The organism is Streptomyces sp. NPDC092045, from assembly GCF_044756005.1.
In the GTDB taxonomy this organism is placed as follows: domain Bacteria; phylum Actinomycetota; class Actinomycetes; order Streptomycetales; family Streptomycetaceae; genus Streptomyces.
In genome coordinates this window covers 388345-407701 of record NZ_JBIVSC010000001.1, presented here as the reverse complement: position 1 = coordinate 407701, position 19357 = coordinate 388345, and the positions used below count along the sequence as shown (strand labels likewise).

Annotated in this window: 17 protein-coding genes; 11 read left to right on the top strand and 6 right to left on the bottom strand. The window is 72.9% G+C overall.

Annotation, left to right across the window (positions count from 1 at the left end):
• The first annotated feature begins 72 nt into the window (after nucleotides 1-72).
• The 4 genes from ACIQKA_RS01930 to ACIQKA_RS01915 all read left to right on the top strand — a co-directional run bounded on the left by ACIQKA_RS01930 (nucleotide 73) and on the right by ACIQKA_RS01915 (nucleotide 5774).
• Nucleotides 73-1314 carry a helix-turn-helix domain-containing protein gene (locus ACIQKA_RS01930; RefSeq protein WP_391093314.1) on the top strand — a complete coding sequence of 414 codons (1242 nt, stop codon included), beginning with the start codon at nucleotides 73-75 and terminating at the stop codon, nucleotides 1312-1314.
• A gap of 367 nt (nucleotides 1315-1681) precedes the next feature.
• On the top strand, nucleotides 1682-2473 hold the full coding sequence (locus ACIQKA_RS01925) for a toll/interleukin-1 receptor domain-containing protein (protein WP_383435913.1): 792 nt from the start codon (nucleotides 1682-1684) through the stop codon (nucleotides 2471-2473).
• The gene (locus ACIQKA_RS01920) at nucleotides 2470-4485 is read left to right on the top strand and encodes a hypothetical protein (RefSeq protein WP_402539661.1); all 2016 of its coding nucleotides are present in this window, start codon (nucleotides 2470-2472) and stop codon (nucleotides 4483-4485) included. The genes ACIQKA_RS01925 and ACIQKA_RS01920 overlap by 4 nt, the downstream gene beginning before the upstream one ends.
• The gene (locus ACIQKA_RS01915) at nucleotides 4482-5774 is read left to right on the top strand and encodes a hypothetical protein (RefSeq protein ID WP_402539659.1); all 1293 of its coding nucleotides are present in this window, start codon (nucleotides 4482-4484) and stop codon (nucleotides 5772-5774) included. Before ACIQKA_RS01920 ends, ACIQKA_RS01915 begins: the two co-directional genes overlap by 4 nt.
• A gap of 142 nt (nucleotides 5775-5916) precedes the next feature.
• Here the strand turns inward: ACIQKA_RS01915 and ychF are convergent, their stop codons facing one another.
• Entirely contained in the window at nucleotides 5917-7005 is a 1089-nt protein-coding gene (ychF, locus tag ACIQKA_RS01910) for a redox-regulated ATPase YchF (RefSeq protein ID WP_383149991.1), read from the bottom strand.
• Nucleotides 7006-7436: 431 nt separating this feature from the next.
• Here ychF and ACIQKA_RS01905 point away from each other — a divergent pair, with 431 nt between their 5' ends.
• Nucleotides 7437-7997: a DUF6542 domain-containing protein gene (locus ACIQKA_RS01905; protein WP_383150055.1), complete on the top strand. Its 561-nt coding sequence runs from the start codon at nucleotides 7437-7439 to the stop codon at nucleotides 7995-7997.
• 29 nt (nucleotides 7998-8026) lie between these two features.
• Here ACIQKA_RS01905 and ppgK read toward each other — a convergent pair whose 3' ends face one another.
• A complete protein-coding gene (gene ppgK, locus ACIQKA_RS01900) occupies nucleotides 8027-8770 on the bottom strand; it encodes a polyphosphate--glucose phosphotransferase (RefSeq protein WP_383149989.1) in 744 nt (247 codons plus the stop codon).
• 129 nt (nucleotides 8771-8899) lie between these two features.
• Nucleotides 8900-9934 carry a 4-hydroxy-3-methylbut-2-enyl diphosphate reductase gene (locus ACIQKA_RS01895; protein ID WP_383149988.1) on the bottom strand — a complete coding sequence of 345 codons (1035 nt, stop codon included), beginning with the start codon at nucleotides 9932-9934 and terminating at the stop codon, nucleotides 8900-8902.
• Nucleotides 9935-10078: 144 nt separating this feature from the next.
• Between ACIQKA_RS01895 and ACIQKA_RS01890 the strand changes: the two genes are divergently transcribed.
• The 4 genes from ACIQKA_RS01890 (at nucleotide 10079) to ACIQKA_RS01875 (ending at nucleotide 14012) form a co-directional block, all read left to right on the top strand.
• A complete protein-coding gene (locus tag ACIQKA_RS01890) occupies nucleotides 10079-11452 on the top strand; it encodes an APC family permease (protein WP_402539658.1) in 1374 nt (457 codons plus the stop codon).
• A 237-nt stretch (nucleotides 11453-11689) separates the two neighbouring features.
• Complete coding sequence (gene xseA / locus ACIQKA_RS01885) at nucleotides 11690-12907, top strand: exodeoxyribonuclease VII large subunit (RefSeq protein WP_383149985.1); 1218 nt, start codon at nucleotides 11690-11692, stop codon at nucleotides 12905-12907.
• Nucleotides 12908-12996: 89 nt separating this feature from the next.
• Complete coding sequence (locus ACIQKA_RS01880) at nucleotides 12997-13251, top strand: exodeoxyribonuclease VII small subunit (protein ID WP_383149984.1); 255 nt, start codon at nucleotides 12997-12999, stop codon at nucleotides 13249-13251.
• Nucleotides 13252-13421: 170 nt separating this feature from the next.
• Nucleotides 13422-14012 (top strand): malonic semialdehyde reductase, encoded by a 591-nt coding sequence (locus ACIQKA_RS01875; RefSeq protein ID WP_383149982.1) that lies wholly within the window; start codon nucleotides 13422-13424, stop codon nucleotides 14010-14012.
• Nucleotides 14013-14104: 92 nt separating this feature from the next.
• Here the strand turns inward: ACIQKA_RS01875 and ACIQKA_RS01870 are convergent, their stop codons facing one another.
• Nucleotides 14105-14638: a DUF4245 domain-containing protein gene (locus tag ACIQKA_RS01870; protein WP_390107568.1), complete on the bottom strand. Its 534-nt coding sequence runs from the start codon at nucleotides 14636-14638 to the stop codon at nucleotides 14105-14107.
• A gap of 140 nt (nucleotides 14639-14778) precedes the next feature.
• Between ACIQKA_RS01870 and glpX the strand changes: the two genes are divergently transcribed.
• Nucleotides 14779-15810, top strand: a complete 1032-nt coding sequence (glpX, locus tag ACIQKA_RS01865) for a class II fructose-bisphosphatase (protein ID WP_121832572.1) — start codon at nucleotides 14779-14781, stop codon at nucleotides 15808-15810.
• A gap of 138 nt (nucleotides 15811-15948) precedes the next feature.
• Here glpX and ACIQKA_RS01860 read toward each other — a convergent pair whose 3' ends face one another.
• Nucleotides 15949-16320, bottom strand: coding sequence for a WhiB family transcriptional regulator (locus ACIQKA_RS01860; protein ID WP_383432372.1), 372 nt, complete (start codon nucleotides 16318-16320; stop codon nucleotides 15949-15951).
• Nucleotides 16321-16489: 169 nt separating this feature from the next.
• Complete coding sequence (locus ACIQKA_RS01855; protein WP_386363312.1) at nucleotides 16490-17212, bottom strand: DUF1707 domain-containing protein; 723 nt, start codon at nucleotides 17210-17212, stop codon at nucleotides 16490-16492.
• A 196-nt stretch (nucleotides 17213-17408) separates the two neighbouring features.
• Between ACIQKA_RS01855 and ACIQKA_RS01850 the strand changes: the two genes are divergently transcribed.
• A complete protein-coding gene (locus ACIQKA_RS01850) occupies nucleotides 17409-19079 on the top strand; it encodes a fumarate hydratase (protein WP_383149974.1) in 1671 nt (556 codons plus the stop codon).
• Nucleotides 19080-19357: the final 278 nt, after the last annotated feature.

Here is a 19357-nt window from a genome sequence, read left to right as displayed (position 1 = left end):
CGGCGAACGCCGGACGGAGGTCCCGTGAGGGCGCACGGCCCGCACGGTCACTGATCAAGGGGGAGGCGGACGATGAGCACGACTTCAGATTTCGGACCTGAACTTCGCCGTTTACGACAGGAGGCGGGGCTGACTCTGACCGAGTTCTCCGCAGCGCTCAACTACGACAAGGGGCACCTCAGCAAGGTGGAGCGCGGGGAGCGTTCCGCCTCCCCGCAACTGGCCCGGCGGTGCGACGCCTTCCTCGGCGCGAACGGCGAGCTGCAACGCCTGGCCGCCCCTCCCGAGCCCGGTCCGGACGCCGGCGAAGCCGCCGCCCCGAGCCTCTGGGCCGTCGGGCGCCGGGCGGTCCTCGCGGCGGGTACGGGGACGCTGGTCGACCTCGGCCTGAAACTCGGCGGCCGGTCGGCTCCCGCCACCGATCCCCTCCTCCCCTCCTTCCGCGCGCAGTTCGAGCAGCTGCGGAAACTCGGCCAGTCCACCGCCCCGAAGGCCCTGCTGCCCCTGCTGGAGACGCAGACGCGCACGGTCGCCGGGCTGGCGGCCGGCGCTTCGTCCGCCACCCGGGCTCCCGCACTGCTGCTCGCGTCGCGGTTCGCGGAGTTCACCGGCTGGATGGCCCAAGAAGCCGGCGACAACGACGCGGCACTCGGCTGGACCGGTGAGGCCGCCGAACTGGCGCGCGCCGGAGGCGATCCGCACCTCGGCTCCTACGCTCTCGTGCGGCGCGCCCTGGTCACGCTCTACGGCGGGGACGCCTCGGGCACCGTCTACCTGGCCCGCCGGGCCCAGGGCAGCGGTCTCCCCCCGCGCATCCGGGGGCTCGCGGCCCAGCGGGAAGCACAGGGACACGCCCTCGTCGGCGACGAACGCGCCTGCCTCCGCAGCCTCGACAGGGCCCGCGAACTCCTCGGCCACGACGACGCCCACAACGGCGCGGAGCCCGTGATCGGCACCACCCACGTGAGCGATCCGGCGGCGATGACGACCGGCTGGTGCCTGTACGACCTCGGCCGTCCCGGGGCCGCCGCCGAGGTCCTCGACCGGGAGTGCCGCCGCCTCCCCGCGCACGCGCTGCGCACCCGTGCCCGGTACGGCTTCCGCAGGGCCTTGGCCCACGCCGCCTCCGGAGAGGTCGAGCGGGCGTGCGCGATCGCCGGGGAGCTCCTGGGCGTCATGCCGGCCGTGCCCTCGGCGACGGTGAACAGCGACGTCCGGCGCCTCACGCGGGAACTGTCCCGCTTCCGCGGCAGCCGGGCCGTACACGATCTGCAACCGGCGCTGGCACGGGTGCTCGCTCCCGCGCACGGCTGAGACCGCCTCCACGACCGACGCCGGCTCCCCCGAGCCGCCCGGCTCCGCCGGACCCCGGTCGACCCTCCGGACCCCACGGTCCGGACGGCCCCCTCCCGTTCCCCGCCCGACGCGTCGCACCGCGCCCGGTCCTCCGGACCGTCCGCGACCGGTGACGCGCCGGACAGCGCGCCTCCCTCCGCGTACGTCCTCCCGTGGACGCCGTGCGTCCTCCATCGACGCGCCATGCCCTCACACGGTCGGGACCCCGCGGTCCGGGCGGGCCGGACCGCGGTCCGCGGCACCGCGCCCGCCTCCGTTCGCCCGCCCTTCTCCTCCCCTCACCCGCCCTTCTCCTCCCGTTTCTCCTCCCACGAAGGGAATTCCCATGCCCGAGGTCTTCGTCAACTACCGCACAGGCGACGAGGAATCCGCAGCGACCATGATCGCCCGGGAGCTCGCCCGGCGGTTCGAGGACCGGCGGATCTTCTTCGCCAGCAGCTCGATCGAGCCCGGACGCCGCTTCCCGGCGGAACTGATCAGGGCGGTGGAGGAGTGCCAGGTCCTCCTCGCCGTGATCGGACCGCGCTGGGCGGAGGTGCGGGGGTCCGACGGCCGCCCCGCCCTCGAAGCCGAGCAGGACTGGACCCGTCGCGAGATCCGGACCGTGCTCGACCGCGGGGACCTGGTGATGCCCGTGCTCGTCGGAAAGGCCACGCGGATCGACCGCGCCGTCCTCCCGGAGGACCTGCGGGAGCTGGCGGACTGCCAGTACAGGCGGTTCGACCACCGCAACGCCGAGTCGGACCTGACGACGCTCGGCGACGACCTCGCCCGGCTGCTGCCCGACCTGGGCGCGGTGGACCGCGACGCCCGTACGGCCAGGGAGCGGGCGGAGGCGAAGCCCCGCGAGAAGCGGGCCCGGGACGCCGACCGCGCCAGGATGCGGACGCGCGACGTCGAGCAGCGCGTGCGCGGTGGCATCGGAAACCTCAACGGAGACCTGGGCACCTTCGTCAACGAGCCGCAGGGGCCCGTGAACACCGGTCGAGGCCACCAGTACAACGCACCCCACTTCGAGGGCGACAACACCGGGGTCCAGTTCACGGCGGGCGACAACAGCGGCACGGTCCACCAGCGCTTCGAGCGCGAGCGCCGGCGCTCGGACGACGGGCGATGACCGAGCGGGACCACGTCACCGTCAGCGGTTCGCGCGGCCCGGTGAACAGCGGCGGAGGGGACCAGTACGTCATCTACGGCGCCGGCCCGGACTGGATGGTCCGCAAAGGGGTCGCCCACTTCCGGATCGCCCGCGAGGACCGGGTGCGCCTGGCCGACCGGTTCGTGCCGCCGCCGGGCTACCGCGTCGCCGCCGACCGCCTGGAGGAGCCCGGGTCGGTGGTGCTGCTGGACGGGCCGCCCGGCTGCGGCCGCCGGGCCGCGGCGATCATGCTGCTGCACGGGCTCGGTGCGGACGGGGACGCCGACGAGGAGGAGGGCACCCGGTTCGAGGAGCTTCCCGCCACGGCCGAGGACGCGACGAAGGACCAGAGACCGCCGGCCCCCGGCGAGGGCGGCCGCTTCCTCCTCGACCTCTCCGGGATCACCGACGCGGGGACGTACGACAAGGCTCTGCACCGCTTGGTCGCGTACCGGTCGGACGTGCGGAAGGCGGGGGCCCGCATGGTCGTCGTCCTGCCGTCGGGCATGGAGCACGCCCACGCGATGGAACACGCCCACGCGCCGGACCTCGAACCGCTCAGGGTGCGGCTGGAGCGCCCCCGGGGCGTCGCCGTCGTCGTCCGGTACCTCCGCATGGACCGGATGCCCTTCCGTCCCGCGGACCTGGGGGGCGACGCCCTCCCGAGCCTGTGCGACCGCTCCCCCGTGCGGGAACTGGCCCGGCTCGCGGGGCTGGTGAGGGCCGCCCGGGACAGCCACCGGTTCGGCACCGACTTCGCCGGGTGGCTCGACCAGGCGGTGCACGCGGTGACCGACCGTGCCGGTGAGGTGCGGCGGCAGATGTCCACGGTCCGCACCGCGCCCGAGCGGGCCCTGCTTCTCGCGGCGGCGGTCTTCGAGGAGATCCGCGCCGACACCGTCTACGAGGCGTGGCACCGCCTGATGAGGACGGTGGGCCACGAGGAGGAGGCGACGACCGAGCTTGCACGGACCGACTTCGGGGAGCTGCTGGAGGCGCTCAGGATCGAGCGGGCCCCCGACGGACGGCTCCGCTTCGAACGGCTGGCCTACGCCGACGCCGTACGGACCTACTTCTGGGCGAACTTTCCCGGGTTGCGGGACGACCTGAGGGACTGGATCGGCGAGGTCACCGAGCTGAGCTCCCTGACCTACGACGAACGGACGAACGTCGTCCTCCGCTTCGGCGAGCGGTCCCTGGCCGTCGGGCGGCCCGATCACCTCTTCGGCCTCGCCGTGCGCTGGGCGGACCGCGCGACCGGGTCGACCTGCGAGCCGCGAGCCGTCGCCGCCCTCGAACTCGGCCTCGCCCACGAGGAGTTCGGAGGCTCGTTCCGCAAGCAGGTGTACGAGTGCGCCGTGCGGCCCGGCCCCTTGTCGGACGGTCTCGTCCGCGTCCTGACCGCCGTCTGCCGCCAGAGTCTCGCCGCGACGCACCCGGACCAGGCGATGGTGCGGCTCCACCACCTCGCCGTACGGGAGGGGAAGGCGGCGCACGAGGCCCGGGAGGCGCTTCTCGAACTCGCCGCCGACCGCGACCACCGGCTCTACCCGTCGCTGATCGGCCGCCTGCGGGACCGCGCGAGCCGTGAGCAACGCGGGGCGGAGCGCCACCTCCGGTTGCTCACGGAGCTGCTGGGAAGCGACCGGGCGCCGCAGCCGCCGCCGTGGCCGGCCCTGTTCAAGGGCTGGAGCACGGTGTTCTCCCGGCCCCCGACGGAACTCTGGACCCCGCTGGTGAGCGGCTGGCTGAGCGCCGCGGCGAGCGACCCCGCCCAGTTCATGGCGCCGGAGGTGATGGTCGGGGCGACGCACGGACGCACGGCCGCCCTCCACCGCCTCTACGTCATCGCCTGCGGCTGGGCGCGGTCCTCGCACCATCCGGACCGGGCGGCCGTCGCCGCCCGTTTCTGGCAGCACATCGACCACGCGCAGTACGCCCGTACGGAGCGTGCGGGCGCCGGACCACGGACCACGGAAGAGACACGATGAGACACCGTTTCCCCAGCCTGCTGTTCGTCGCCCTCTGCGGCCTCGCGCCGGCCGTGCTCGGAAACCTCCTGCACTGGTCGGCGTGGCTGTGGGGCTTCATGTGCATGGTCACGGCCTCCGGCTCCCTGCTGCTCGTGATGGCGGTCCTCGGCGGTGGCCGCACGCCGCCCGTCCCGTACGAACCCGAGGAGACCGAGCCGCCCGCGGCTCCGGCGGAGCCGCCGTACCGGGAGACACAGGTGTTCGACGCGATGCTGCCGAGCGCGACGGACGGCTACGACTTCCTCTTCTCCGCCACCGTGCGGTGGAGGCCGGTCCTCGACGCCGACCGGTCCGACAGCGCCTTCCCGGCCCTCGCCGTGTCCTCGGTCGTCAGCCGGGCCCGTGAGGTCGTCCGCCACGAGGAACCCGGCCGGACGAGCTTCGCGCAGTACCTCCTGGACGGGGAACTGGGCGTCCCGCTCGCGGACCGGAGCGGACGGGTGGAGGCCCTGGCGGACGGCGTGACGCTGACCCTCGCCCCCGCCGACCGCGAGCGCCTCCGGAAGCTGAACGACCTGCGCAAGGACGAGGAGCTCTGGGAGCAAGAGCGCCAACACGAACGCAACAAGCGGCGCTACCTCGGCGAGGACGTGCTCAAGAGCGCGGGCAGCGCGGTGGTGTGGTGGCTCGCCCGCCACGAGAACGAGATCGAGAAGGCGGTCCACATGATCGGCCCGCTCGCCCGGATCTCGGCGGCGGCCAACGACGAGGAGGTGCCCGAGCTCTTCCGCCATCTGCTCGTCCCGCCCGTGGACGCCCGGAGCGGGGCGACCGCGGGGGGCTCGTCCTGGGACGCGTTCGACCGCGAGGAGGAGGTGGGGATCCCGGACCGGCTGCGCCTGCTGCTGGAGAAGGCCGGCATGAAGCCGGACATGGACGGATACGAGGTGGCCGTGCACCGCGTGCTGCGGAGTCTGAGGGAGGAGGGGCTGGACGAGGCCGCCGAGGAGATCGAACGGGCCTTCCTCCCGGCACCCGACGAGGGCCCGGAGGCCGACCCCTCGGACGGGAAGGACACCACGGCCCCCTGGCCGCCGCGCTCCCCGGCCCCCGAGGACCCGCCGTTCACCGCCTCGGACGTGTTCACGCCGAGACGACCGGCGAGCGACACGAACGACCGGGACCGGGCCGGAGGGGAGAACAGCGGGAGCGACGAGCCGTCCCCGCACTTCTGGACCCCCTCACCCGGCCCGCACCGCCCCACCGCATCCCGCGCGTGGGCCGAGGACGACGAGTACGACACCTGACAACCGCCCCGCCGACCGCCCGACGCCCCGCCGCGGGGCGCTCCTCCTGCCCGGAAATCCACCAGGGGCCCGACCTCGAAAGGTCGGACCCCTGGTGGCACGCGTGTCCGGCAGGCCGTCGACGGGACGGCGCGGCATCCGCTCAGACGTTGAAGCGGAACTCCACCACGTCCCCGTCCTGCATCACGTACTCCTTGCCCTCCATCCGCGCCTTGCCCGCCGCGCGGGCCTCGGCGACCGAGCCCGTTTCCACGAGGTCGGTGAAGGAGATGACCTCGGCCTTGATGAAGCCCTTCTGGAAGTCCGTGTGGATGACGCCGGCCGCCTCGGGGGCCGTGGCGCCCTTCTTGATCGTCCAGGCGCGGGACTCCTTGGGGCCGGCCGTCAGGTAGGTCTGGAGGCCGAGGGTGTCGAAGCCGACGCGGGCGAGGGTGGCGAGGCCGGGCTCCTCGGCGCCGACGGACTGGAGGAGCTCCATGGCGTCCTCCTCGTCCAGCTCCGCGAGGTCCTGCTCCAGCTTGGCGTTGAGGAAGATCGCCTCCGCCGGGGCGACCAGCGCGCTCTGCTCCGCCTTGAACGCGTCGTCCGTCAGCTCGTCCTCGTCCACGTTGAAGACGTAGAGGAACGGCTTCGTGGTCAGCAGGTGCAGGTCGTGGAGGAGCTCCGCCTTCTCCGAGCCCTGGACGATGCCCTGCGAGAAGAGGGTGTCGCCCTTCTCCAGGATCGCCTGGGCGGCCTCGACGGCGGCGACCTTGGGTGCCGTGTCCTTCTTGATCCGCATCTCCTTCTGGAGGCGCGGCAGGACCTTCTCGATCGTCTGGAGGTCCGCGAGGATCAGCTCCGTGTTGATCGTCTCGATGTCGTCCTTCGGCGAGACCTTGCCGTCGACGTGCACGACGTTCTCGTCCTTGAAGGCGCGGATGACCTGGCAGATCGCGTCCGACTCGCGGATGTTCGCCAGGAACTTGTTGCCCAGGCCCTCGCCCTCGCTCGCGCCGCGCACGATGCCCGCGATGTCGACGAAGTCGACCGTCGCCGGGAGGACGCGCTGCGAGCCGAAGATCTCGGCCAGCTTGGTCAGGCGGGCGTCGGGGACGCCGACGACGCCGACGTTGGGCTCGATCGTGGCGAACGGGTAGTTGGCCGCCAGCACGTCGTTCTTGGTCAGGGCGTTGAACAGGGTCGACTTGCCGACATTCGGCAGACCGACGATTCCGATCGTGAGCGACACGGTGGCGACTTCCTGAAGTGTGGATGGTGGGCCGATCCCCCAGTTTACGGGCGGGCCGAACCGGCCAGTGACGCCGACCTTCGGTCGATCTCGGGGGCAAGGTCACCCAAAGGGCGTGTCCCGGACCCGGTTCCCGCCCCCTCCCGACCTACGTTGGTCGGGTGGAGCAGCACAGGACAAGTCAGCCCCAGGGGCGCCGACGGCCGAAGTCGTCCGGTTCGCCGGCCGCCGCCCCGCCTCCCGCCGCGCCCTCCGGCCCGCCCGTGGAGGGCGCCGCCGTGTACCGCGTGACCGGCAGAGCCGGGCGGACACCCGGCGGCGCCCGCGTCGAGCGGGCCGCGGCGGCGGGCGCTCCCGGCCGTTCCCCCGGCCGCGGTCCGGGGCCCGCCCCCGGCCGGCGGCCCGGCGGTCCCGCGGCCGGCGGCCGGACCGTGCCCCCCGTCGTCCTCGCCCTGCGGCGGCTGCCCGCGCCCCGCCTCACCGGGCTCGGCACCGGGCTCTTCGCCTCCGCCGTCATGCTGGCGGTCGGCTTCCTCGACCTGCTGCTCCTCGACGGCTCCCCCGTCGCCTACGGGCTGCTGTTCCTGCCGGTCAGCGCCCTGACCGCGCTCTGGGTCCGCACCGCCGACCTGGTCACCGCCCCCATCGCCGTCCCGATCGCCTTCGCCGTCGGCGTCCTCCCCATCGCGGGCGGCACCGGCGGCCTCGGCGGGCAGGCCATGGCCGTCGTGACCGCCCTCGCCGTGCACGCCGGGTGGCTGTACGGCGGCACCCTGGTCGCCGGTCTCATCGCCAGCGTCCGGAAGGTGCGGGACATGGGGCGGCGGCAGCAGCGGACCCGGACCGCCACCGGCACCTCCCGGGTCGTCGGAACCGTCGGGGCCGTCGGAACCGCCGGAGCCGCGGACCCCGTCGCGAAAGCCACGAAGGCCGCGAAGGCTGTGAAAGCCACGAAGGCCGCGAAGACGGCGAAGGCCGCCAAGGCCCGGTGAGGCGCCGGGCCCCGGCCCCTTCCCCTTCCCTACTTTCCGCCCGCCGCCATCGCCGCCCCCACGATCCCCGCGTTGTTCTGGAGCTCCGCCGGGACGATCTCCGCCCGGATCCCCTCGATCAGCGGCAGGAACCTGTCCGCCTTGCGGCTGACGCCGCCGCCGATGATGAAGAGCTCCGGCGAGAACAGCATCTCCACGTGCGCGAGGTACTTCTGCACCCGCTTGGTCGCCCAGTGCTCCCAGCTGAGGTCCTCGTCCTCCTTGGCCTTCGTCGAGGCCCGCTTCTCCGCGTCGTGCCCCTTGAGCTCCAGGTGCCCCAGCTCCGTGTTGGGGACGAGCCGGCCGTCGACGAAGAGGGCCGAGCCGATGCCCGTGCCGAGGGTCAGCATGATCACCGTGCCCTTGCGGCCCCGGCCCGCGCCGAAGGTCATCTCCGCGATCCCGGCCGCGTCCGCGTCGTTCAGGACGGTCACGGGGAGGCCCCCGATGCGTTCGCCGATGAGCGCGCCCGCGTCGACGTCGATCCAGGCCTTGTCGACGTTCGCGGCCGTACGGATCGTGGAGCCCGTCACCACGCCGGGGAAGGTCACCCCCACCGGTCCCGTCCAGCCGAAGTGCGCCACGACCTCCGCGACGCAGCCCGCCACACCGTCGGGTGTGGCGGGCTGCGGGGTCAGTACCTTGTGGCGCTCCTCGGTGAGCGCGCCCCGCTCCAGGTCCACGGGAGCGCCCTTGATGCCCGAGCCGCCGATGTCCACTCCGAAGACGTTCATGGACCCACCGTAAGGGACCGTCAGGGGTGGGGCGCCCCGTCGCCGGTCGGCGTACCGCTCAACCGCCGGGCCCGCTGCTCGGCGTACCGCTCAACCGCCCGGCCCACCGGTCGGCGTACCGCCCGCGGTCTACCGCTCGGCCGTTCCGAGCCTCTCGGCCACGGCCCGCAGGTCCTTGTTCCGGAGCTCCTTGGGGAGCGAGAAGGTCAGGGACTCGTCGGCCGTCTTGACGATCTCGACGTCCGCGTAGCCCCGCTCGGCCAGCCACTCCAGGACCTCCTGCACCAGGACGTCCGGGACGGAGGCGCCGGAGGAGAGGCCGACGCTGGTCACGCCCTCCAGCCAGGCCTCGTCGATCTCGCTCGCGAAGTCCACGAGGTACGCGGCGGGCACGCCGGCCTGCTTGGCGACCTCGACCATGCGGATCGAGTTGGAGGAGTTCTTCGAGCCGACGACGATCACCAGGTCGGCCTGGCCGGCCAGCTCCTTGATCGCGGTCTGGCGGTTCTGCGTGGCGTAGCAGATGTCGTCCGACGGCGGGGAGATGAGCTGCGGGAACTTCTCCTTCAGCGCGTCGACCGTCTCCATCGTCTCGTCGACCGACAGCGTGGTCTGGGAGAGCCAGACGACCCGGGAGGGGTCGCGGACCTCGATCTTGGCGACGTCCTCGGGGCCGTCGACCAGCTGGATGTGGTCCGGGGCCTCGCCGGAGGTGCCGATGACCTCCTCGTGGCCCTCGTGGCCGATGAGGAGGATGTCGAAGTCCTCCTTGGCGAAGCGCACGGCCTCCTTGTGGACCTTGGTGACCAGCGGGCAGGTGGCGTCGATGGTCGCGAGCCGGCCCTGCCGGGCCTCCTCGTGGACGGTCGGGGCGACGCCGTGCGCGGAGAACATCACGATGTTGCCCGGCGGCACCTCGGTCGCCTGGTCGACGAAGATCGCGCCCTTCCGCTCCAGGGTCTGGACGACGTACTTGTTGTGGACGATCTCGTGCCGGACGTAGATCGGGGCCCCGTACTGCTCCAGGGCCTTCTCCACCGCGATCACGGCACGGTCCACGCCCGCGCAGTAGCCGCGGGGAGCGGCGAGCAGGACACGCTTCGGGCGGTTCGTCGCGGAGGCGGAATCGGGCGTCGGCGCGGGCGTTGCAGTCATGCGTCCCATCGTAAGGCCGCCTCCGCGTGCGCCCGCGTCGCCGTGTCCCGGCGGGGGGCGTCGCGCCCGGGTCGGCGGGCGCGCGGACGGACCCGCGCCACCACCGCCGCGTCGCTCAGCGATTCGGTCGCCCTCGTGGCCGAAACTGACCTCATGGCCGAGGAATCGCAGGTGGCGGCGGGCGGGAACGGCGGCGGTACGGACCACACGGGGCTCCGACGGAACCTAGGGTTCCGCGACCTGGTCGTCTACGGACTGCTCTTCATCGCGCCCATGGCGCCGGTCGGCGTCTTCGGGACGCTCGACGCCAAGTCGGGCGGCGCGGTCGCCCTGGTGTACGTGGTGGCGACGGTCGCCATGGCGTTCACGGCGTTCAGCTACGCCCAGATGGTGCGGGTCGCCCCGCAGGCCGGCTCCGTCTTCACGTACGCGCGCAAGGGCCTCGGGGAGGGGCCGGGCTTCGTCGCCGGGTGGATGGCGATGCTCGACTACCTCCTGATCCCGGCCGTCGCCTACCTCTTCGCGGGCATCGCCATGGAGGCGCTCGTCCCGGCGGTCGACCGGTGGGTGTGGACCGGAATCGCCGTGGTCCTCACCACCCTGCTCAACCTGTGGGGCGTCCGGGCGGCGGCCCGCGTCGGCTTCGCGGTGCTCGCCATGGAGGTCGTGGTCCTCCTCGTCTTCGTCGCCTCGGCCGCGGTGGTGCTCGTACGGGACGGGGCGCGGCGCGACTGGTGGTCGCCGCTGACCGGCGACGCGTCGTTCTCGCTCGCGGCGGTGCTCGGCGCGGTCTCGGTCGCCGTCCTCTCCTATCTGGGCTTCGACGCGATCGCCTCCTTCGCGGAGGAGGTCACCGGCGGTTCGGCGAAGGTGGCGCGGGCGCTGCTGTTCTGCCTGGCGCTCGCGGGCGTGCTCTTCGTGGCGCAGACCTGGCTGGTGGCGCTGCTCGAACCCGTCTCCTCGGCCGAGCTCGCCGCCGACCCCGGCGAGCAGGGCTCCGCCTTCTACGACGCCGTGGACACCTCGGTCGGCGGCTGGCTGCACGACCTGGTGGCCGCCTCCAAGGCGATCGGCGCGGCCTTCGCGGCGCTCGCGGGGCAGGCGGCCGGCGGGCGGCTGCTCTTCGCGATGGGCCGCGACCGGCGGCTGCCGCACCTGCTGGCCCGTACGGACGGGGGCGTGCCGCGCGTGGCGCTGCTCGTGTCCGCCACGGTGACGATGGTCGCGGCGGTGTGGGCGGCGCGGCGGGACGACGGCCTGGACCACCTGGTGTCGGTCGTCGACGTCGGCGCGCTCACGGCCTTCGTCCTGCTGCACGCGAGCGTGGTGGGCTGGTTCGCCGTACGCGGGGCGGAGGGGCCGCCGCACCTGCTGAAGCACGTGGTGGCGCCGGTGGTCGGCGCCGCGATCCTGGTCGCGGTGATCGTCGAGGCCTCGGCGGAGGCCCAGGTGGTGGGCGTGGTCTGGCTGGGCGTCGGCCTGGTGGTGCTGGCGGTCCAGGGGACCCGGCGGGCGCCGCTGAGGTGACGACGCCGGAGGGTCCTCCCCGCCGTCCCGAAGCCGCCGCCCTGACGTCACCGTCCCCACGCCGCCCTGACGGCACCGCCCCCACGCCACCCCGACCTCCCCCTCCCACCGCCGCCGCCCCGACCCCACCGTCCTGGCGCCACACCCCGACCCCGCCGTCCCACCGCCACCACTCCGACCCCACCGTCCCGACGTCACCGCCCTGACGTTGTCTTACCGCGCCGTTACGCTCGGTCCATGGCTCTGACTACGTCCGCCGAAACGCCGCTCCCCGTCGGTGAGGTCTCCCGGCTGATCGGGGGCTGGATCGACCGGCTCGGGGCGATCTGGGTCGAGGGGCAGATCACGCAGCTGTCGCGGCGCCCCGGCGCCGGGGTCGTCTTCCTGACGCTGCGGGACCCCTCGTACGACGTCTCCGTCGGCGTCACCTGCTACCGGCAGGTCTTCGACGCGGTCGCGGACGTCGTGTCGGAGGGGGCCAGGGTCGTCGTGCACGCCAAGCCCGAGTGGTACGCGCCGCGCGGGCAGCTCTCGCTGCGGGCCGCCGAGATCAAGCCGGTCGGGATCGGGGAGCTGCTCGCCCGGCTCGAACAGCTGAAGCGGACCCTGGCCGCCGAGGGGCTGTTCGCGCCCGACCGGAAGAAGCCGCTGCCGTTCCTGCCGCGCCGCATCGGCCTCGTCTGCGGCCGCGCGTCGGCGGCGGAGCGGGACGTCCTGGAGAACGCGCGCCGCCGCTGGCCCGCCGTCGCCTTCGAGGTGCGCAACGTCGCGGTGCAGGGCGTGAAGGCCGTCCCGCAGGTCGTCCAGGCGGTCCGGGAGCTCGACGCGGACGAGGACGTGGACGTGATCGTCGTGGCCCGGGGCGGCGGCAGCGTCGAGGACCTGCTGCCGTTCTCGGACGAGCAGCTCGTCCGGGCCGTGGCCGACTGCCGCACGCCGGTGGTCTCCGCGATCGGGCACGAGCCGGACTCGCCCCTGCTCGACCTGGTGGCCGACCTGCGCGCCTCGACGCCGACGGACGCGGCCAAGAAGGTCGTCCCGGACGTCGGCGAGGAGCTCGACCGGGTGCGCGGCCTCCGGGACCGGGCGCTGCGGACCGTGCAGGGGCTCCTGGACCGGGAGGAGCGCGGCCTGGCGCACGCGCTCGCGCGGCCCGTCATGGAGCAGCCGCTGCGGATGGTCGAGGTGCGCGAGGACGAGGTGTCCGCGCTGCTCGCCCGGAGCCGGCGGGTCCTCGGCCACCTCCTCGACCGGGCCGACTCGGAGCTCTCGCACACGCGGGCGCGGGTCCGCGCGCTGTCGCCCGCCGCGACCCTCGAACGGGGGTACGCGGTGCTCCAGCGGGCGGACGGCACGGTGGTCCGCTCCCCCGGCGAGGTCGCCGGCGACGAGGAGCTGCGGGCCCGGGTCGCGGAGGGCGAGTTCGCGGTGCGGCGCGCGGCCGACTCCGGCTGATCGGCCCGAGGACCCCACGGCCCCATCACCTCGTGGACTCATCACCCCACGACCCCACGACAGATCACCACACCGACGGAAGGACCGACATGGCAGCGGGTACGGGCACGGAGACGGACACGGACGGCACCGCCCTCGGGTACGAACAGGCGCGGGACGAGCTGATCGAGGTCGTCCGGCGGCTCGAAGCGGGCGGGACCACCCTGGAGGACTCCCTCGCGCTCTGGGAGCGCGGCGAGGAGCTGGCGAAGGTCTGCCGGCTCCGTCTCGAAGGCGCCCGGGCCCGCCTGGACGCCGCGCTGGCGGCGGACGCGGAAGGGGAGGGCGGGGGCGACGGGGAGTGAGGCTCCGGGGCGTTCCCGGCCCGGCGTAGACTCATGAGTGAACCGGATCACTATCCGGATCAGATAGTTGAACTTTCACCAATTACGGGCGTACTGTCGAGGGCATCGCTCGGACTTTGTACGAGCGACCCCCACCTTGTGCAGTTTGTGCAGTCCGGAAGGTACGCCGCATGTCCCTCGCCCTTGACCCCGCCGCCCAGGACCTCCTCTTCCGCGAGGCCCGCACCGCCAACACGTTCACCGACGAGCCGGTGACCGACGAGCAGGTCCGGGCGATATACGACCTGGTGAAGTACGGCCCCACCGCCTTCAACCAGACCCCGCTGCGCATCACCCTGGTCCGCTCCCCCGAGGCCCGCGAGCGCCTGGTGCGGCACATGGCCGAGGGCAACCGGCCCAAGACCGCCGCCGCCCCGCTCGTCGCGATCCTCTCCGCCGACAACGAGTTCCACGACGACCTCCCGGCGCTGCTCCCGCACTTCCCGCAGGCCAAGGACATGTTCTTCGCCGAGCGCCCGGTCCGCGAGCAGTCCGCCCTGCTGAACGCCGCCCTCCAGGCCGCTTACTTCATCGTCGGCGTCCGCGCCGCCGGCCTGGCCGCCGGCCCGATGACCGGCCTGGACTTCGCCGGCGTCCAGAAGGAGTTCCTCGACGCCGACCACACCCCGCTGATGGTCGTCAACATCGGCCGGCCGGGCGAGGACGCCTGGTTCCCGCGCTCCCCGCGCCTCTCCTTCGACGAGGTCGTCACCACCGTCTGAGGCAGGTGACCGGCCGCGCGACGGCCGGCCGCGGGCACGGAAAGGGCCCCGCACTCCACGAGTGCGGGGCCCTCCCCGTACCACCGCGTCCGTCAGGCCTTCTGCGCCCGCAGCGAGCCCGCCATCTCGGTCAGCCGCTCGAAGGAGGCCGTGCCGGTCACCACCGTCGTCGCGCCGCCCTCCGTCCGCACGAGCGCGTCGTACTTCGGGCCCTCCCAGCGCTGCCAGACCTGGCCCGCCACCGTCTCGGTCCTCCCGGTGTCCTTCGCCCCCCGGCTCACCTTGGGCGCGAACGCGCGCGGCTCCGCCGTCGACTGGTGGATCGCCACGTACTGGGTGTCCGGGGAGAGGAAGCCGAGCTGCCAGGCGTCGGAGTTCTCGCGCTTGTACGAGACGACCGTCGCCTTCCAGCCGTCGCCGAGGCCCTGGGGGGCCAGCACCGGGTACGGCGCCGCCCGCCGGGCCGTCAGGAGCTCGACCCGGTAGTCCTTCGCCTTCACCGGGTCCGCGTGCTCGTCGTGCGGGATGAAGAGATACATCACGCCCGCGGCGACCATGATCACACCGAGGGACTGGAACATCCCGCGTACCGTCTGCCTGCCTCGCATACCTGCCACGCCCCCCATGGTCGCATCACGGTCCCGCGCTCATACGTGGGCCCCTCTGCTCAATTTGTCGACCTGACGATAGAGTCGCAGCACCCTCTTATTCTCCGGCCGTCGCCGTACAGATTTCCGGCCGTCGCCGTACAGAAAGGTGCGCAACGATGACCGAGCACACCCTCCCGCCCGAACTGGAGGTCTCTCCCGAGGCCCCCGACCGCAACCTCGCCCTCGAACTGGTGCGCGTCACCGAGGCCGCCGCCATGGCCGCCGGACGCTGGGTCGGCCGGGGCGACAAGATCGGCGCGGACGGCGCGGCGGTCAACGCCATGCGGACCCTGATCTCCACCGTCTCGATGGACGGCGTCGTCGTCATCGGCGAGGGCGAGAAGGACGAGGCGCCGATGCTCTTCAACGGCGAGCGGGTCGGCGACGGCACCGGCGCCGAGGTCGACATCGCGGTCGACCCGATCGACGGCACCACGCTCAACGCCAAGGGCATGCCGAACGCGATCGCCGTCCTGGCCGCCGCCGACCGCGGCACCATGTTCGACCCGTCCGCGGTCTTCTACATGGACAAGCTGGTCACCGGCCCGGAGGCCGCCGACTTCGTCGACATCAACGCCCCCGTCTCGGTCAACATCCGCCGGGTCGCCAAGGCGAAGAACTCCTCGCCCGAGGACATCACGGTCGTCATCCTGGACCGCCCCCGCCACGAGGGCATCGTCAAGGAGATCCGCGAGACCGGGGCCCGGATCAAGTTCATCTCGGACGGCGACGTCGCCGGTTCGATCATGGCCGTCCGCGAGGGCACCGGCGTCGACATGCTCATGGGCATCGGCGGCACCCCCGAGGGCATCATCTCCGCCTGCGCCATCAAGTGCCTCGGCGGTGTGATCCAGGGCAAGCTGTGGCCGAAGGACGACGCCGAGCGGCAGAAGGCGCTCGACGCGGGCCACGACCTGGACCGGGTGCTCTCCACGGACGACCTGGTCAGCGGCGACAACGTCTTCTTCGTCGCGACCGGCATCACGGACGGCGAGCTGCTGCGCGGGGTGCGGTACCGCGCCGAGACGGCGACCACGCAGTCCCTCGTCATGCGCTCGAAGTCCGGCACGATCCGCCAGATCGACTCCACGCACCGGCTGTCGAAGCTGCGCGCGTACAGCAAGATCGACTTCGACCGGGCCAAGTAGGTCCCGCCCGCCGGACGGCGCGGGGAGACGACACGGAGAGGGGCGCCCCCATGTGCGGTGGGGGCGCCCCTCTGCGTACGGACCGGCGGGGGTCTTCGCGTCCGTCGCGGGTCCCGGCGTCCGGGCTCCGCTCCCGCGTCAGCCCGCCTGGGCGATCGGCTCCGTCGCGGCCGCCTTCCTCAGCTCCACCTCGCGCCGCCGGCGCCGGGCGAGGACGACGCGGCGCTCCGCCGCCGTGAGCCCGCCCCACACCCCGTACGGCTCGGGCTGGAGCAGCGCGTGCTCGCGGCACTCGACCATCACCGGACACCGCGCGCAGACCCGCTTGGCGGCCTCCTCGCGGGCGAGGCGCGCGGCCGTCGGCTCCTTGGAGGGAGCGAAGAAGAGTCCTGCCTCGTCACGGCGGCACACCGCCTCCGCGTGCCACGGGCCCCCCTCGTCCTCGCGAGCCGGGGTGCGGGCGGGGGGAACGGCGACGGCCTGGAGGGGCTGATGCGGCAGTTGCAGCACGGTCTACTCCTGACGACTGACGACGGCTTCGCGAGCGAGAGGCGATGCCACGAGCCTTACCCGCTGTGCGCGCGCCTATGCACTGGGTGCCGCGCCGTTCCGCACTGCGGATGCCCGACGGCGAATTCCGGTCGCCCGCCGGGGCGGTCACCCGCTCGCCGGCCCGTCGTCAGTGGCCGAGGTGCTTGCGCATCCTGCCCTGGAGGTCCGTGATCCACTTGCCGCGCTTGGGCCTCGCCTCGACGTTCCCGAAGACCGAGTAGCCGTTGATGACGACGACCGGGGCCTGCGGGTCGACGCCCTCCAGGGTCACGACCTCGAAGTTGCCGAAGATCCCGCTGCCGTTGCCGCGCAGGCTGATGTTCTCCGGGACCCGCACCTCGACGTTGCCGAAGATGGAGGTGGCGTTGATCGTGGTCAGGCGCTGGGCGAAGATCGCCTCGGTCAGGTCGATCTCGATGTTGCCGAAGAGCGCGAAGGCGCTGGTCCGGCGGCTCACCCGCCAACGGCCCTTGCGGGTGGTGCTGGAGAAGATCGCCACCAGGTTGTCCGGGGTCCCCTCCTGGTCGTCGGGGCCGTAGGAGTACGCCGGCTCGGGCTCCGGCCGGGAGGTCCGGGCGGCCGGCAGGTCGCGGACGATCGGCTCCAGCTCCCCGACCGTCTTGGCCCGGTAGACCGCGTCGATCCGGTCCGAGTGCTCCTCGGCGTCGAGCCGCCCCTCGGCCAGGGCGTCCCGGAGGATGTCGGCGATCCGGTCGCGGTCCGCGTCCGAGGCCCGCAGCGCGCCCTGCGGATCGGCGAAGGCGGGCTTCGCGGGGGCGGTCTCGGCGGGGGCGGCCGAGCGCTGCGGCTGCGGCTGCTTCTCGGGTTCGGGCTGCTTTTCGAGGTCCACGGAGCCAGCCTAGCGAAACGCGATAGATCGCGACCAGGGGGCGGGGCCGAGACCTGTGGACGGGGCCGGATCCGGTCGGCCCGCGCCAAGTGAGCCCTACCTCACAGGATCGGCGGAACGGGGGCGTTCTACGCTGGAGGGCGCGTTGCCAACGGAGGCGGCGCCGTCGCCCGCCGAGTGAGGAATGACCGCCGTCATGCCAGAGTTTTCGTACTCCGATCTGCTCCCCCTGGGAGAGGACACCACGCCCTACCGCCTGGTGACCGCCGAAGGCGTCTCGACCTTCGAGGCCGACGGGCGTACGTTCCTCAAGGTCGAGCCCGAGGCGCTGCGGCGGCTGGCCGCCGAGGCGATCCACGACATCCAGCACTTCCTGCGCCCGGCCCACCTGGCGCAGCTGCGCCGGATCATCGACGACCCGGAGGCGTCCCCGAACGACAAGTTCGTCGCGCTCGACCTCCTCAAGAACGCGAACATCGCCGCCGCCGGCGTCCTCCCGATGTGCCAGGACACCGGCACGGCGATCGTCATGGGCAAGCGCGGCCAGAACGTGCTGACCTCCGGCCGTGACGAGGAGGCCCTGTCCAAGGGCGTCTACGACGCGTACACCAAGCTCAACCTGCGGTACTCGCAGATGGCCCCGGTCACCATGTGGGAGGAGAAGAACACCGGCTCGAACCTGCCCGCGCAGATCGAGCTGTACGCGACCGACGGCGGCGCGTACAAGTTCCTCTTCATGGCCAAGGGCGGCGGCTCGGCCAACAAGTCCTTCCTCTACCAGGAGACCAAGGCGGTCCTCAACGAGGCCTCCATGATGAGGTTCCTGGAGGAGAAGATCCGCTCGCTCGGCACGGCCGCCTGCCCGCCGTACCACCTGGCGATCGTCGTCGGCGGCACCAGCGCCGAGTTCGCCCTGAAGACCGCGAAGTACGCCTCCGCGCACTACCTGGACGAGCTGCCCACCGAGGGCTCGGCCGAGACCGGCCACGGCTTCCGCGACAAGGAGCTGGAGGAGAAGGTCTTCGAGCTGACGCAGAGGATCGGCATCGGCGCGCAGTTCGGCGGCAAGTACTTCTGCCACGACGTGCGCGTCGTCCGCCTCCCCCGCCACGGCGCCTCGCTGCCCGTCGCCATCGCCGTCTCCTGCTCGGCCGACCGCCAGGCCGTCGCGAAGATCACCGCCGAGGGCGTCTTCCTGGAGCAGCTGGAGACGGACCCGGCGCGCTTCCTGCCGGAGACCACCGACGAGCACCTCGACGAGGCCTCCGACGTGGTGCGGATCGACCTCAACCAGCCGATGGACGAGATCCTCGCCGAGCTGACCAGGTACCCGGTCAAGACGCGCCTCTCGCTCACCGGCCCGCTGGTCGTGGCGCGCGACATCGCGCACGCCAAGATCAAGGAGCGCCTGGACGCCGGCGAGGAGATGCCGCAGTACCTGAAGGACCACCCGGTGTACTACGCGGGCCCGGCGAAGACCCCCGAGGGCTACGCGTCCGGTTCCTTCGGCCCGACGACGGCCGGACGCATGGACTCGTACGTCGAGCAGTTCCAGGCGGCGGGCGGCTCGAAGGTCATGCTGGCCAAGGGCAACCGCTCGAAGCAGGTCACGGACGCGTGTGGCGCCCACGGCGGCTTCTACCTCGGCTCGATCGGCGGCCCGGCGGCGCGGCTGGCCCAGGACTGCATCAAGAAGGTCGAGGTCGTCGAGTACGAGGAGCTCGGCATGGAGGCGGTCTGGAAGATCGAGGTCGAGGACTTCCCGGCGTTCATCGTGGTGGACGACAAGGGCAACGACTTCTTCCAGAACCCGGCCCCGGAGCCGACGTTCACGCACATCCCGGTGCGGGGCCCCGGTCTGGCCTGATCCCGCGTCACCCCGCCGACGCCCCCGGTCCCCCTGGACCGGGGGCGTCGGCGTGCCCGGGGGGGCCATGGAGGCGGGAAGGCCGTGGAGGCGAGGAAGCGGGGAGGCGCGAAGGCCGGGGGCGCCCGCACGCCCGGACGCCGTGGGCCCGGGACATCCGCGCACCCGGACGCCGTGGGGTCCGGGGCGTCCGCGCACTCGGACGCCGTGGACCCGAGGCGTCCGCGCACCCGGACGCCGCCGGGTCAGAAAGTCGCTACCGACCGGTAGCCCTCCCG

Coding starts and splice junctions, on each gene's coding strand:
- ACIQKA_RS01930 (WP_391093314.1), top strand. CDS start 73: ATGAGCACGACTTCAGATTTCGGACCTGAACTTCGCCGTTTACGACAG.
- ACIQKA_RS01925 (WP_383435913.1), top strand. CDS start 1,682: ATGCCCGAGGTCTTCGTCAACTACCGCACAGGCGACGAGGAATCCGCA.
- ACIQKA_RS01920 (WP_402539661.1), top strand. CDS start 2,470: ATGACCGAGCGGGACCACGTCACCGTCAGCGGTTCGCGCGGCCCGGTG.
- ACIQKA_RS01915 (WP_402539659.1), top strand. CDS start 4,482: ATGAGACACCGTTTCCCCAGCCTGCTGTTCGTCGCCCTCTGCGGCCTC.
- ppgK (WP_383149989.1), bottom strand. CDS start 8,770: ATGAACGTCTTCGGAGTGGACATCGGCGGCTCGGGCATCAAGGGCGCT.
- ACIQKA_RS01895 (WP_383149988.1), bottom strand. CDS start 9,934: ATGGGACGCATGACTGCAACGCCCGCGCCGACGCCCGATTCCGCCTCC.
- ACIQKA_RS01890 (WP_402539658.1), top strand. CDS start 10,079: ATGGCCGAGGAATCGCAGGTGGCGGCGGGCGGGAACGGCGGCGGTACG.
- xseA (WP_383149985.1), top strand. CDS start 11,690: ATGGCTCTGACTACGTCCGCCGAAACGCCGCTCCCCGTCGGTGAGGTC.
- ACIQKA_RS01880 (WP_383149984.1), top strand. CDS start 12,997: ATGGCAGCGGGTACGGGCACGGAGACGGACACGGACGGCACCGCCCTC.
- ACIQKA_RS01875 (WP_383149982.1), top strand. CDS start 13,422: ATGTCCCTCGCCCTTGACCCCGCCGCCCAGGACCTCCTCTTCCGCGAG.
- ACIQKA_RS01870 (WP_390107568.1), bottom strand. CDS start 14,638: ATGGGGGGCGTGGCAGGTATGCGAGGCAGGCAGACGGTACGCGGGATG.
- glpX (WP_121832572.1), top strand. CDS start 14,779: ATGACCGAGCACACCCTCCCGCCCGAACTGGAGGTCTCTCCCGAGGCC.
- ACIQKA_RS01850 (WP_383149974.1), top strand. CDS start 17,409: ATGCCAGAGTTTTCGTACTCCGATCTGCTCCCCCTGGGAGAGGACACC.